Genomic DNA, 12,332 nt, shown 5'->3' on the forward strand with positions numbered 1-12,332 from the left:
CTCGCACAAGCGCTTGTTAGGTCCAACCCCGCGGGGCCGTCATGCGCGCTTCCGCCGTCTCAGCACCACGCGCGCCGACATCCCCATCGCCAGCAGCACCATCCCCGCCACCACCGGCAGCCGGGAGGCCGGCGCGGGCCCGTCCCCGAAGTACGCCACCGGCCCCGGCGTCCCCGCCGGCGCCGGCACGTCCAGCCGGCCGGCCGCCCGCAGCGCCAGCGGCGCGTCGGCCACGCCGTGCCCGTAGGCGGGGCTGTAGCCGCCGGGCGGCCGCCGCCTGGTGCCCGCCTGGATGGCCGTGCGCACGTGGTACGGCGACAGGCCGGGATGCGCGGACCTGATCAGGGCCGCGATGCCGGCGACCATGGCGGCGGCCGAGCTGGTGCCGTCGCCGACCACGTACGAGTCGCTCCCGTCGGCCGTGACGATCTCCGTGCCCGGCGCGACCACCGACACGTAGTCCTGCCTGTTGGAGAAGGCGGCGACCCGCAGCCGCCGGTCCACCGCGCCCACCGCGATGACCCCGGGATAGGCGGCGGGGAAGTTCTTCCTGTTGCCCGAGGCCCCGTCGTTGCCCGAGGAGGCGACCAGCACGGCGCCCTTGGCGATCGCGTACTGGACGGCCTCCTCCTCCGCGGCCGAGCCCTCCCAGGAGCCGCTGCCGCCGCCGAGCGACATGCTGATCACGTCGGCGCCGTAGTCGGCGGCGTACCTGATGCCCCTGGCCAGCGCGTCGCGCCGGCCGGAGCGGTGTTTCCCGCGCAGCGGGTCGTCGTTGTCCAGCGTGACCCGGACGGACAGCACCTCGGCCCCGGGCGCGACCCCGAGCACACCGCACCGGCGGCCGTCGCCGTGGCCGCGCCCGGCGATCAGGCTGGCCATCGCGGTCCCGTGCCGCCCGCCGGGGGCCTGCCCCGAGCCCGTCAGGTCGGGGCCCTGCACGACGGCGCCGCGCAGGTCGGGGTGGCCGGCGTTCACGCCGGTGTCGAGCACGGCCACCACGACGCCCGCGCCCCTGCTCGACCGCCACGCCTCGGGCAGGCGCAGCGCGCCCAGGTGCCACTGCCCGGCCCGCGCCGCCTTCCCCACCTCGTCCCCGCCGTCACCCTCGGCTCCGGCCGCGAACCCGCTCCCGGCCGCGAACCCGCTCCCGGCCCCCATCGCGGTCCCGTGCGCGGTGGCGGCGGGGGCGCAGGCGCACGTGACCAGCCCGGCCAGCAGCACGGGCAGGACGCGCCTCCTCATCCGGTCATCACCCGGTTCAGCGCCGTCGCGAGCTGCCGCGCGGCGTCACGCAGGCGCGGCCCGGCCCGGTCGCCCGGCTGGTACGCCCGCCCGTCGCCGTACCCCGCGGCCGTCGCCACCACGTAAGGCTCGCGCGACCCGACCACCACGCCGGTGAAGTACTGCCGGTCGCCGAACCGCGCGGCCGGCCCGCCGGGGAACGCCGCGGGCCGCACGGTCGCGGGCCGCATGGTCACGGATCGCCCCGGGCCCCCGGGGCCGATCCCGGGGCCGTCGAGCACCGCGATGCCCACGGTGACGACGTAGGTCTGCGTGCTGTCGGCGTACGTGGCGCGCAGGGCGGTGCGGCAGCCCGGCCGCACGGCCGCCGGCTGGAAGGCGACCCGGCAGGGCGCCTCGGGGGCGACCCCCGCCAGCACGTACGTGACCCGCGCCCCCGAAGGGCTGATCCCCGGCACCGCGGCGGGGAACACCCGGGTCACCGGCCAGGTGTGCCAGCGCTCGGAGACGGGCGGCGGCGGAACGGGCCAGCCCGCGAAGACGGGCGGCGGCGCGACGGGCCGGCCCGCGAAGACGGGTGGCGGCGCGACGGGCCAGAGCAGGGAGACGAGGGAGATCAGCACAATGGGCAGGTGGGACACGGCGACCTCGAACGGAAGGGGAGGGACCTCCGATCTGCTCGTGCATTCTGGCACGCGCGCGCCCGCCCCTTGCGACGCTTCGGTAAACAGTCCGATACGAGGAGTAACTCCGTTGTGTCGCCTTTATGCTATTTACAGGGCGAAAGTCTGACATGCGCCCCCGGCGGCAGGCCCAGCCGCTGCGCCGCGTCCCCGGAGTTGACCGCGATCGCGATCAGCCCGGCCGAGTCCGCGAACACCACCAGTTCCCCCGGCGGCACCACCGCGTACGTCTCCCGGTACGGCAGCGCGAGCTGCCGCCGCCCCAGCCACACCCCCAGCGTGTCGCCCACCCGCACGCCCAGCGCCCGCAGGTCGTCCACGGTGATCGAGAGCTGGGTGTTGCCGTAGCGGTCGACCGAGACGACCTCACCCTCCACCGAGCCCTCGCGCAGCAGCGAGGTAGGCTCGGGCAGCGAGACCAGCCTGTCCGGCGGCACCGAGGGCCCCAGGTCGGCCGGTCTCAGCCCGCCGGACAGCCGCCCGGCGACCGGCGAGAAGACGTCGCGCCCGTGAAACGTGGGCGAGACCGGGTGCAGGAAGTGGTCCGCGTTGCTGATCTCGTACGCCGCGTCCGCGCCGCCGCTGGCGTGCACGGCCCACGACAGCAGCCCGTTGTCGGGCCCGATGAACACCCGGCCGCCCGCCTCGACGGCCACCGCGCGCCTGGCGCCGCCCGCCCCGGGATCGACCGCGCCGATGTGGATGCCCTGGGGGAGGTAGGGGATGGTCTGGGCGAGAACCGCCGCGCCGCGCCGTACATCACCGGCGGGGATCAGGTGGCACACGTCGATCACCCGCGCCTCGGGGGCGATCCCGGCGATCACTCCATGACAGGCCGCCACATAACCATCCTCGAGCCCATAGTCGGTGAGGAGCGTGATGACTGAGGTCACATTTCGTGACTGTACGTCCCTCAATCCGTCGTGAACAGCCGCACTCCGCACATTACGATGGCCACGGGCCGCGTGCGGGCGACGTGATCGTCGCTCGCCCCTTCCGAGGAGGACACCATGGGAGCACCGCTCAGCGGTGACAATGCTGCCCAGGAACCGTCCCGCCAACCACTGTCTGAACGCGATCTCGAACTCCTCGCCTTCGAGCGCCAATGGTGGCGCTACGCGGGCGCTAAGGAGCATGCGATCAAGGAGACCTTCGGGTTCTCCGCCACCCGCTATTACCAGTTGCTCGGTGAGTTGATCGACCGGCCGGAGGCGCTCGAACAGGACCCCATGCTGGTCAAGCGGCTGCGCAGGTTACGGTCCGCGCGCCGGCGCGACCGCGCCGCCAGAAGGCTTGGCATGCGTCCCTGACCTGCTGGGTACGGCAGGCGCGTGAAGAACATCCCTGGAATGGAAGCCATCCTGAGCGATCCGGCGGGCGCCGTGATCGGGCTCGACTTCGACGGAACCCTCTCGCCGATCGTGCCCGACCCCGCCAAGGCCGTGATCCACCCCGAAGCGCCCGAGGTTCTCGCCGATCTGGGCGCGCACGTCCTGGCGGTGGCCATCGTGACCGGCAGGCCCGCGGCCACCGCCCTGGAGCTCGGGCCCGGCCTGGCCGACGTGCCGGGTCTGGTCGTGCTCGGGCACTACGGTTTCGAACGCTGGGAGGGCGGGCGGATCTCCGCGCCCCCGCCCCCGCCGGGCGTGGCCCGGGCCAGGGCCGAGCTGCCGCCGCTGCTCGGCTCGCTCGGCCTGGACGGCGTCACCATCGAGGACAAGGGCCGGGCCATGGCCGTGCACACCCGGCGCGGCGCCGACCCCGAGGGCGCGCTGGCCCTGTTGCGAGAGCCGCTGGCCAAGCTGGCCGCCCGCCACGACCTGGTGATCGAGCCCGGGCGCATGGTGCTGGAGCTGCGCCCGCCCGGCATGGACAAGGGGCACGCGCTGAGCGCGTACCTGGCGGAGCGGGGCGCCAGATCCGTGATGTTCGTCGGTGACGACCTGGGCGACCTGGCCGCCTTCGACGCCGTACGCGCCTCGGGGCTGCCGGGCGTGACCGTGTGCAGCGGCTCCACCGAGGTGACGGCGCTGGCCGAGCGGGCCGACATCGTGGTGGACGGCCCGGACGGAGTGGTGGCGCTGCTCGCCGAACTGGCGACCGCCTTCACCCGCCCCTGACCGCTCGTGCGGCTTTCAGCCGTTCGTGACTGATCTGCAAGTGGTGATCACTAGGGTCGGCGCATGTCCAAGCGCCACCTCGCCGCCGCGGCCGCCGCCGCGGCCACCCTCCTGCCCGCCACCGTGCTCACCACGGCGCTCACCACGGCGCTCACCACGGCGCTCACCACCGTGCTCACCACTGTCGCCACCACCCTGCCCGCGCACGCCGCACCGGCCCAGGAACTGCGGCTCAGGGGCGGGCTGACGCTCTACATCCCGATCGGGTGGAAGGTCTACGGCGCCGGCACGGACGTGGTCCAGGTCGTCACCGGCACGTGCGGCAAGCCCATGGGCTGGGGCTCGCCCAAGTGCGACTCCTTCTACGTCCTCGGTCCCGAGCGCATCAGGCAGGGCGCGGAGGGCTTCTCCCCGTACACCGGCAGGAGCCCCTACTACCCGGCCAGCGACGTGCAGCCCTGTCCCTTCAACCCGAAGTGGTACGAGCTCATCGGCCCGAAGGTGACCAAGGGCCTGCGCCAGGTCGGCCCCGGGCACAAGGCCGCCTACCGCGCCTGGCAGTCCACCTGCGTCTCCTCCTCCGGCTCCGGCTTCAAGGTGCGCAAGCGCTTCACGCAGCGTGAGTGGTACCTGCCGAAGACCCGCGTCCTGGTCGTCGACCAGTGGAACACGCCCGGCCTGGCCGACGCGCTCAGGCACGCCGACTGGAAGTAGCGGCGCGCCGGGCGGAGACGAAGACGCCGGCGCAGGCCAGGGCGATGAGCACCGGCACCAGCAGGAACGCGCTGCCGGTGCCGAAGGCGTCGGCCAGCGCGCCGAGCGCCAGCGGCCCGATCGCCATGGCGGCGCCCGCCCAGACGGGCGAGGCCGCCGCCGCCAGGTCCGCCCGGCCGCCCGCGCCGGCGATCAGCGCCGCCAGCGCGAGGGGGAAGTGCAGCGACACGCCGAGCCCGCAGACCACCAGCCCGGCGTACGACAGCACCGGCGTGGTGCTCGGCCAGAACAGCAGCCAGCCCGCGAACGTCACCCCCAGCGCCCCCGCGAACAGCGGCGCGGCCGGCAGCCGCAGCGCCAGGTACGTCCCGGCGAACCTGCCCGCCGCCATGCCGCCCATGAACGCCGTCAGCCCCGTGGCCGCCGTGGCCACGCCCAGCCCCGTGCGGGCGGTGAGCAGCTCGGCGGCCCAGAGGGTGAAGCTGAACTCCAGCGCCACGCAGCAGAACAACACCGCCCCCGCCAGGTGGAACCGCCACCCGGTCCGCCCCCCGCCCTCCGGCCCGGCGGCGGGCGGGGCGATCGGGGCGGGGGCGGGGCGAGGGGCGGGCCAGACGCGGCCGAGGGTCAGGGCGAGCAGGACGGCGGCGATCGGCGTGGCCAGGAGCGCGGCCCGCCAGCCCAGCGTCGTCTGGGCGACCAGGCTGAGCCCGAACGTCATCGCCATGCCCACCACCACGGCCACCGCGTTGGCCTCGCTGATCGCGGCGGCCCCGGCCGGCCCGTGGTGGTCGCTGAGCGCCGCCATGGAGGTGTAGAGCATGACGGAGCCGAACCAGCCGGCCACGCCGTACCCGAGCAGCGTCAGCGGCAGGGCGTCGGTGGCGAAGACCGTCAGCATGCCGGCGCTCATCCCCGCCAGCCCGATCCAGCTCGTGGCGCGCCTGCCGAGCCGCCGGACGAGCAGGGGGAGCAGGAGCCCGGCCGCGATCGTGCCCACGGCCATGGCCGTGCCGTGCAGGCCCGCCACGGTGGCCGTGGCGCGCTGGTCGGCGCGGAGCAGGGGCAGGGCGGCGCTCAGGCCGTACACGAAGGTGGCGAACGCGCTGAGCTGCAGGTAGATGAGCCAGGTCGGGCGGTCTCTGATCAGTCGGACGGGCGGTAAGACCGTGCTCACCCGGCAGCCTCTCGCTGGAAATGGAGGGGTTCGTCCCTCTCACGCTGGGTTTGTCCCTTCCATGCTAGGGGAGGGCGGTCGAGCCGGGCCGCGAGGGTGGCGACCGCTTCACGCGCCTGGCCGGGCGAGGGCGTCCGGCCGGGCCGCGAGGGCGGCGACGACCCCGCGCGCCTGGCTAGGTGAGGGCGTCGAGCTGGGCCGCGAGCCACTTCTGCGGCGGCAGGGCGGTGGCGGCGGCGTGCAGCTTGTCGCGGCGCGTGCGGCGCTCGTCCTCCGGCATGACCAGCGCTTCGTGCAGCGCGGCTGCGGTGCCGCTGATGTCGTAGGGGTTGACCACGAGCGCGTGCGGCCCCAGCTCGGCCGCCGCGCCGGCCTCCCGCGACAGCACCAGCGCGCACCGCGGGGACAGGACGGGGCCCTCCTTGGCGACCAGGTTCATGCCGTCGCGGATGGGGTTGACCAGCAGCACGTCGGCCAGCCGGTACGCGGCCAGCGAACGCGGATAGTCGTCGTCGACGTTGAGGATCAGCGGGTCCCAGTCCTCCGTGGCGTACTCGTCCTCGATCTGCCGGGCGCAGCGCTGCACCGAGGCGGTGTATTCGCGGTATTCGGGCAGGTCGTGCCGGCTGGGGTAGGCGAAGGCCAGGTGCACCACGCGGCCGTGCCACTCGGGGTGGGCGGCCAGGAACTCGCGGTAGGCGACCAGCCCGCGCACGATGTTCTTCGACAGCTCGGTGCGGTCGATGCGGACGATCAGGCGGCGGTCGCCCACCTGCTCGCGCAGCGCGGTCACGTGGGACTCGACGTCGGGCTCGCAGGCCCGCTGCCACAGCGCGTCGCCGTCCACGCCCAGGCTGTGCACGCCGATGCGGGTCGTCCGGCCCTCATAGGTGACGCTGCGCCCCACGCGGTCGGCCTCCGCGCCCAGCAGCCGCTCGCAGCAGTCCATGAACGCCTGCGCCCACCTGTCGGTGAGGAACCCGGCGTGATCGGCCCCCAGAATGCCTTCCAGGACCTCTCCCGCCACCTCGTCGGGCAGCAGGGAGAAGTATTCGGGCGGCGCCCACGGGGTGTGGCTGAAGTGCGCGATGCGCAGGTCGGGCCGTTCGGCGCGGAGCATCGCGGGGGTCAGCGTCAGGTGATAGTCCTGCACCATCACGCGGGCGCCGTGCGCGGCCTCCTCGGCCAGCGCCAGCGCGAACGCGCCGTTGTAGTCGCGGTAGCACTCCCACTCGCGCTCGAACCTGGTGCCGAAGCTGGGCGAGTTGGGGATGTCGTAGAGCAGGTGGTTGACGAACCACAGTGTGGAGTTGGCCACGGCGTTGTAGGCGCGGTGGAAGGTGGCGGGCGCGATGTCGAGCATCCGCACCGGGCCGGTGTCGTAGCCCGCGTGGTCGATGCGGCCCCCCGGGGCCAGGCGCACGGCGCCGCGGTCGCCGTCGGACAGCGCGGCGCAGACCCACAGCACGCCGTGGTCCTTGGCCACCCCCGACAACCCCGAGACGAGGCCGCCGCCGCCCCGTCTCATGGTGAGTTCGCCCTCGTCGGAGACGGTGAAGGAGACCGGCCCTCGGTTGGAGGCGAGCAGGACGCTGTTCATTCAGGCTCCCTTCGATCATAGGATCCCAGCTATGGCGCTTGATGAGCTAACCGAGGAACTCGCCCGCTCCGCAGCCGCCGGAGACCATCGCGCACTTGGCGAACTCCTGGCGCGGATCGAGCCTGACGTGATGCGTCACTGCGCCCGGATCCTGCCCTATCACCAGGACGCCGAGGAAGCCTGCCAAGATACGCTGCTGGCCGTGGCGCGCAACATCGGCCGCTTCGAGGGGCGGGCCAGGTTCAGCACCTGGCTGCACATCGTGACGGCCAACTGCGCGCGCACCACCTACCGGTCGCTGAAGCGCAGGGCGGCCGAGCAGAGCTCCGACGAGCTGCCCGTGCAGAAGCCCGACGTGCGGCGGGTCAGCGTGATCGCGGGCTCGCGGCTCGACCTGCTCGACGCGATGGAGGCGCTGGAGGCCGACAAACCCGACCTGGCGCAGGCGCTGGTGTTGCGCGACATCGTCCAGCTCGACTACAACGAGGTGGCCGAACAGCTCAACATCCCGCTGGGCACCGCGAAGTCGCGCATTCACCAGGCCCGCAAATACGTGCAGGGCGTGCTGGGTGAGGACTATCGCTGAGACTGTCCGTCTCACATGCTGAGATGGGTGGTAATTTCGGCCACTTAAGAGGGTAGAGTCCTTTTCAACAACTGCATATTGCTCATCCAGAGGGGTGGAGGGACCGGCCCTGCGAAGCCCCGGCAACCCTCCCGGCTTTCGACTCGCGACCTGGCGAGGCCGACCGGGACAAGGTGCCAATTCCGGTTCGCGGTCAAGGTGGCCGTGGGCGAAGATGAGGGAAGGCCTCGCTTCATGTCGCTTGACTTTGGTCCTGCCGTCGCTCTCTCCTGCCGCGAGTGCGGCGCCCGTTACCCGCTGGGTCCCAGCTTCGCGTGCCAGGAGTGTTTCGGGCCGCTGGAGGCGGCCTACGACTTCGGCGAGGTGACCCGCGCGCAGATCGAGTCGGGTCCCGCCAACATCTGGCGTTACCGGTCGTTGTTGCCGGTGCCCGCGGACGTCATCGACAAGCCGAATATGAACCCCGGCTGGACTAAATTGGTCAAGGCCGGAAACCTGGGCCGACAGCTCGGCATCAAGTCCCTTTACGTGAAGGACGACTCGGGCAACCCCACCCACTCCTTCAAGGACCGCGTGGTCGCGATGGCCGTGGAGGCGGCGCGCAACTTCGGGTTCCACACGCTTTCCTGCTCGTCCACCGGCAACCTCGCGGGCGCGGTGACCGCCGCGGCGGCGCGGGCGGGGCTGGAGGCGTGCGTGTTCATCCCGGCCAACCTGGAGCAGGCCAAGATCGCCATGGCCCGCGTCTTCGGCGGGCGGCTGATCGGGATCGACGGCACCTATGACGAGGTCAACCGCTTCTGCTCCGAGCTGATCGGCGACCCCATGGGTGACAAGTGGGGCTTCGTCAACGTCAACCTGCGGCCCTACTACGCCGAGGGCTCCAAGACCCTCGCGTACGAGATCGCCGAGCAGCTCGGCTGGCGGCTGCCCGAGCAGATCATCATCCCCATCGCCTCGGGCTCGCAGCTCACGAAGATCGACAAGGGCTTCAAGGAGCTGGTCAGGCTGGGGCTGGTGGAGGACACGCCGTACAAGATCTTCGGCGCCCAGGCGGCCGGGTGCTCGCCGGTGTCCGCCGCCTACAAGGCCGGCCACGACGTCGTCCAGCCGGTCAAGCCCGACACCATCGCCAAGTCGCTGGCCATCGGCAACCCCGCCGACGGGCCGTACGTGCTGGACATCGCGCGGCGCACCGGCGGGGGTGTCGAGGACGTCACCGACGACGAGATCGTGGCCGCGATGCGGCTCCTGGCCTCGACCGAGGGCATCTTCGCCGAGACCGCCGGCGGGGTGACCGTGGGCGTGCTGAAGAAGCTCACCGAGAGCGGGCGGCTCGACCCCGAGGCCGAGACCGTGGTGCTCAACACGGGCGACGGCCTCAAGACGCTCGACGTGCTGAGCGACGAGGACACGAGGCCCACGGCCGTGATCCGGCCCTCTCTCGACGCGTTCCGCGCGACTGTCTGACAACCAGGAAAGGCTCTCGAACATGTCTGTTTCTGTGCGGATTCCCACCATTCTGCGCACGTACACCGGCGGTAACGCGGAGGTCAGTGGCGAAGGCGCGACGCTTCGTGACGTTCTCGCCAAGCTCGACTCCGACTACCCGGGGATCGGCGCGAGAATTCTGGATGAATCGGGCAAGATTCGCCGTTTCGTCAACGTTTACGTGGGGGAAGAGGACGTCCGTTTCGCCGAGGGGCTCGACACTCCCGCCCCTGAAGGCACTCAGATCTCCATCATCCCGGCGGTCGCCGGCGGCTGACGGCCCGCACCCACTCTTGAAGGCGCCCCAAGTGGGCGCCTTCTCCATTTTCGGGCCTATTCAACCTTGAACGACTTCGCCGAGAAAGAAATTGGCGGTTTGCAGATTGACTCTGTTGCCAAACCCCGTGCCACAGGTATGGTCGAGGGCGATCGTCTGGCTGATTTCCCTTAAGTCATACGATTACAGGTCCCGCGGAGGAATGGGCGAGATCTGAGAGACCAGTAAGAGGAGTCGGAAGTGGCGCAGGGCACCGTCAAGTGGTTCAACGCGGACAAGGGCTACGGCTTCATCGCGGTAGACGGTGGTAAGGATGTATTCGTCCATTACTCAGCGATCCTGATGGACGGGTACCGCTCTCTCGAACAGGGGCAGCGCGTCGAGTTCGAGATCACGCAGGGCCAGAAGGGGCCGCAGGCGGAGTCCGTCCGCACGGTCTGATTGACATCGCTGGTATGCACCGGGCGGGATCGCACGGTAACGCAGTCCGTGTGAGGCCGTCACCCCCTCATTCGTCGACTCGCGTGCGGCGAGCTGCTCGGGCGGCTCGCCGTACCGACACACTGACCTGCACGGAAGTGTCGGGCAGGGGGGCGCTCGCTTGCACTCGGCAGGGTAGAGTGCTAAACAGTTCGTTGGCACTCTGTGCAGCAGAGTGCCAAACCGGGATCGAGACGATGGGGTCTGCCGAACGGAGATGCTGACCCATGCCGTCGCGGGCGTCGGCTCGGTCCACGACAAGCCACCCTGCATCTGGGAGGTCTAGCCTTATGGCAGCCAAGATGATCGCGTTTGACGAGGACGCCCGGCGCGGTCTCGAGCGCGGTATGAACCAGCTCGCCGACGCCGTCAAGGTGACCCTCGGCCCCAAGGGCCGCAACGTCGTGCTGGAGAAGAAGTGGGGCGCTCCCACGATCACCAACGACGGTGTGTCCATCGCCAAGGAGATCGAGCTCGAGGACCCTTGGGAGAAGATCGGCGCCGAGCTGGTCAAGGAAGTCGCCAAGAAGACCGACGACGTCGCCGGCGACGGCACCACGACCGCCACCGTGCTCGCCCAGGCGCTGGTGCGTGAGGGCCTGCGCAACGTCGCCGCCGGCGCCAACCCGATGGCCCTCAAGAAGGGCATCGAGGCCGCCGTCGAGCGCGTCAGCGAGGAGCTCTCCAAGCTGGCCAAGGACGTGGAGACCAAGGAGCAGATCGCTTCGACCGCCTCCATCTCCGCCGCCGACGCCGAGATCGGCTCGCTCATCGCCGAGGCGATGGACAAGGTCGGCAAGGAAGGCGTCATCACCGTCGAGGAGAGCAACACCTTCGGCCTCGAGCTCGAGCTCACCGAGGGCATGCGCTTCGACAAGGGCATGACGTCGATGTACTTCGTGACCGACTCCGACCGCATGGAGGCCGTGCTCGAAGACCCGTACATCCTGATCGTCAACAGCAAGGTCTCCGCCAACAAGGACCTGCTGCCCCTGCTCGACAAGGTCGTCCAGTCGGGCAAGCCGCTGCTGATCATCGCCGAGGACGTCGAGGGCGAGGCCCTGGCCACCCTGGTCGTCAACAAGATCCGCGGCCTGTTCCGCTCGGTCGCGGTCAAGGCCCCGGGCTTCGGCGACCGCCGCAAGGCCATGCTCAACGACATCGCGATCCTGACCGGTGGTCAGGTCATCGCCGAGGAGGTCGGCCTCAAGCTCGAGACCGCCACCCTCGACCTGCTGGGCCGCGCCCGCAAGGTGGTCGTGACCAAGGACGAGACCACGATCGTCGACGGCGCCGGTGACGCCGAGCAGATCGCCGGCCGGGTCAACGAGATCCGCGCCGAGATCGAGCGCACCGACTCCGACTACGACCGTGAGAAGCTCCAGGAGCGCCTGGCCAAGCTCGCCGGTGGTGTCGCCGTCATCAAGGCCGGCGCCGCGACCGAGGTCGAGCTCAAGGAGCGCAAGCACCGCATCGAGGACGCCGTGCGCAACGCCAAGGCGGCCGTCGAGGAGGGCATCGTCCCCGGTGGTGGCGTGGCGCTGCTGCAGGCCGGCGCCAAGGCCTTCGACAAGCTGGAGCTCAACGGCGACGAGGCGACCGGCGCGGCGATCGTCAAGAAGGCGCTCGAGGAGCCCCTCAAGCAGATCGCGGTCAACGCCGGCCTCGAGGGCGGCGTCGTGGTCGAGAAGGTGCGCAACCTCACCCCGGGTGAGGGCCTCAACGCGGCCACCGGCGAATACGTCAACATGTTCGACTCCGGCATCATCGACCCGGCCAAGGTGACGCGCTCCGCGCTGCAGAACGCCGCCTCCATCGCGGCGCTCTTCCTCACCACCGAGGCCGTCATCGCCGAGAAGCCCGAGAAGACCCCCGCTGCCCCGGCCATGCCCGGCGGCGGCGACATGGACTTCTAGGTCTATCCCGTCGAAGACGTGAGTGCGGCCCGGGGTTTTCCCG

Annotated in this window: 13 protein-coding genes and 1 riboswitch; of the genes, 8 read left to right on the forward strand and 5 right to left on the reverse strand. The window is 71.1% G+C overall.

The window, feature by feature from the left end:
* Window positions 1–39: 39 nt before the first annotated feature.
* The 3 genes from IO39_RS36430 to IO39_RS36440 form a co-directional block, all read right to left on the reverse strand.
* Window positions 40–1,245: a S8 family serine peptidase gene (locus IO39_RS36430; RefSeq protein ID WP_084774089.1), complete on the reverse strand. Its 1,206-nt coding sequence runs from the start codon at window positions 1,243–1,245 to the stop codon at window positions 40–42.
* Window positions 1,242–1,868, reverse strand: coding sequence for a hypothetical protein (locus tag IO39_RS36435; RefSeq protein ID WP_052423822.1), 627 nt, complete (start codon window positions 1,866–1,868; stop codon window positions 1,242–1,244). Before IO39_RS36435 ends, IO39_RS36430 begins: the two co-directional genes overlap by 4 nt.
* Before the next feature lie 146 nt (window positions 1,869–2,014).
* Window positions 2,015–2,821 (reverse strand): SAM hydrolase/SAM-dependent halogenase family protein, encoded by an 807-nt coding sequence (locus IO39_RS36440; RefSeq protein ID WP_043633530.1) that lies wholly within the window; start codon window positions 2,819–2,821, stop codon window positions 2,015–2,017.
* 117 nt (window positions 2,822–2,938) lie between these two features.
* Between IO39_RS36440 and IO39_RS36445 the strand changes: the two genes are divergently transcribed.
* The 3 genes from IO39_RS36445 to IO39_RS55220 all read left to right on the forward strand — a co-directional run bounded on the left by IO39_RS36445 (window position 2,939) and on the right by IO39_RS55220 (window position 4,762).
* Window positions 2,939–3,238, forward strand: a complete 300-nt coding sequence (locus IO39_RS36445; RefSeq protein ID WP_052423823.1) for a DUF3263 domain-containing protein — start codon at window positions 2,939–2,941, stop codon at window positions 3,236–3,238.
* Between the two features lie 39 nt (window positions 3,239–3,277).
* Window positions 3,278–4,048, forward strand: a complete 771-nt coding sequence (gene otsB, locus IO39_RS36450) for a trehalose-phosphatase (protein WP_043633532.1) — start codon at window positions 3,278–3,280, stop codon at window positions 4,046–4,048.
* A gap of 63 nt (window positions 4,049–4,111) precedes the next feature.
* Window positions 4,112–4,762, forward strand: a complete 651-nt coding sequence (locus tag IO39_RS55220) for a hypothetical protein (protein ID WP_043633535.1) — start codon at window positions 4,112–4,114, stop codon at window positions 4,760–4,762.
* On the opposite strand, the gene IO39_RS36460 is transcribed toward IO39_RS55220, so the two are convergent.
* Window positions 4,740–5,939, reverse strand: a complete 1,200-nt coding sequence (locus tag IO39_RS36460; RefSeq protein ID WP_043633538.1) for an MFS transporter — start codon at window positions 5,937–5,939, stop codon at window positions 4,740–4,742. The two genes, IO39_RS55220 and IO39_RS36460, sit on opposite strands and share 23 nt — an antisense overlap.
* 175 nt (window positions 5,940–6,114) lie before the next feature.
* Entirely contained in the window at window positions 6,115–7,539 is a 1,425-nt protein-coding gene (locus tag IO39_RS36465; protein WP_043633541.1) for an alpha,alpha-trehalose-phosphate synthase (UDP-forming), read from the reverse strand.
* A gap of 130 nt (window positions 7,540–7,669) precedes the next feature.
* On the opposite strand from IO39_RS36465, the gene IO39_RS36470 reads away from it, so the two are divergent.
* From IO39_RS36470 to groL, 5 genes are all read left to right on the forward strand, one after another.
* Window positions 7,670–8,125 carry an RNA polymerase sigma factor gene (locus IO39_RS36470; RefSeq protein WP_245642500.1) on the forward strand — a complete coding sequence of 152 codons (456 nt, stop codon included), beginning with the start codon at window positions 7,670–7,672 and terminating at the stop codon, window positions 8,123–8,125.
* A 79-nt stretch (window positions 8,126–8,204) separates the two neighbouring features.
* Window positions 8,205–8,346: riboswitch (SAM riboswitch) on the forward strand.
* A 13-nt stretch (window positions 8,347–8,359) separates the two neighbouring features.
* A complete protein-coding gene (gene thrC, locus IO39_RS36475; RefSeq protein ID WP_043633547.1) occupies window positions 8,360–9,595 on the forward strand; it encodes a threonine synthase in 1,236 nt (411 codons plus the stop codon).
* Window positions 9,596–9,617: 22 nt separating this feature from the next.
* The gene (locus IO39_RS36480) at window positions 9,618–9,893 is read left to right on the forward strand and encodes a MoaD/ThiS family protein (RefSeq protein ID WP_043633550.1); all 276 of its coding nucleotides are present in this window, start codon (window positions 9,618–9,620) and stop codon (window positions 9,891–9,893) included.
* Window positions 9,894–10,133: 240 nt separating this feature from the next.
* On the forward strand, window positions 10,134–10,334 hold the full coding sequence (locus IO39_RS36485) for a cold-shock protein (RefSeq protein WP_043633553.1): 201 nt from the start codon (window positions 10,134–10,136) through the stop codon (window positions 10,332–10,334).
* 329 nt (window positions 10,335–10,663) lie between these two features.
* Window positions 10,664–12,289: a chaperonin GroEL gene (groL, locus tag IO39_RS36490; protein ID WP_043633556.1), complete on the forward strand. Its 1,626-nt coding sequence runs from the start codon at window positions 10,664–10,666 to the stop codon at window positions 12,287–12,289.
* Window positions 12,290–12,332 lie beyond the last annotated feature (43 nt).

The sequence above is a fragment of the Nonomuraea candida genome (assembly GCF_000725485.1).
In the GTDB taxonomy this organism is placed as follows: domain Bacteria; phylum Actinomycetota; class Actinomycetes; order Streptosporangiales; family Streptosporangiaceae; genus Nonomuraea; species Nonomuraea candida.

Bases quoted from the DNA above. Each gene is read 5' to 3' on its own strand.
- IO39_RS36470 (WP_245642500.1), top strand. From the start codon at position 7,670: ATGCGTCACTGCGCCCGGATCCTGCCCTATCACCAGGACGCCGAGGAA.
- thrC (WP_043633547.1), top strand. From the start codon at position 8,360: ATGTCGCTTGACTTTGGTCCTGCCGTCGCTCTCTCCTGCCGCGAGTGC.
- IO39_RS36480 (WP_043633550.1), top strand. From the start codon at position 9,618: ATGTCTGTTTCTGTGCGGATTCCCACCATTCTGCGCACGTACACCGGC.
- IO39_RS36445 (WP_052423823.1), top strand. From the start codon at position 2,939: ATGGGAGCACCGCTCAGCGGTGACAATGCTGCCCAGGAACCGTCCCGC.
- IO39_RS36465 (WP_043633541.1), bottom strand. From the start codon at position 7,539: ATGAACAGCGTCCTGCTCGCCTCCAACCGAGGGCCGGTCTCCTTCACC.
- otsB (WP_043633532.1), top strand. From the start codon at position 3,278: ATGGAAGCCATCCTGAGCGATCCGGCGGGCGCCGTGATCGGGCTCGAC.
- IO39_RS55220 (WP_043633535.1), top strand. From the start codon at position 4,112: ATGTCCAAGCGCCACCTCGCCGCCGCGGCCGCCGCCGCGGCCACCCTC.
- IO39_RS36430 (WP_084774089.1), bottom strand. From the start codon at position 1,245: ATGAGGAGGCGCGTCCTGCCCGTGCTGCTGGCCGGGCTGGTCACGTGC.
- groL (WP_043633556.1), top strand. From the start codon at position 10,664: ATGGCAGCCAAGATGATCGCGTTTGACGAGGACGCCCGGCGCGGTCTC.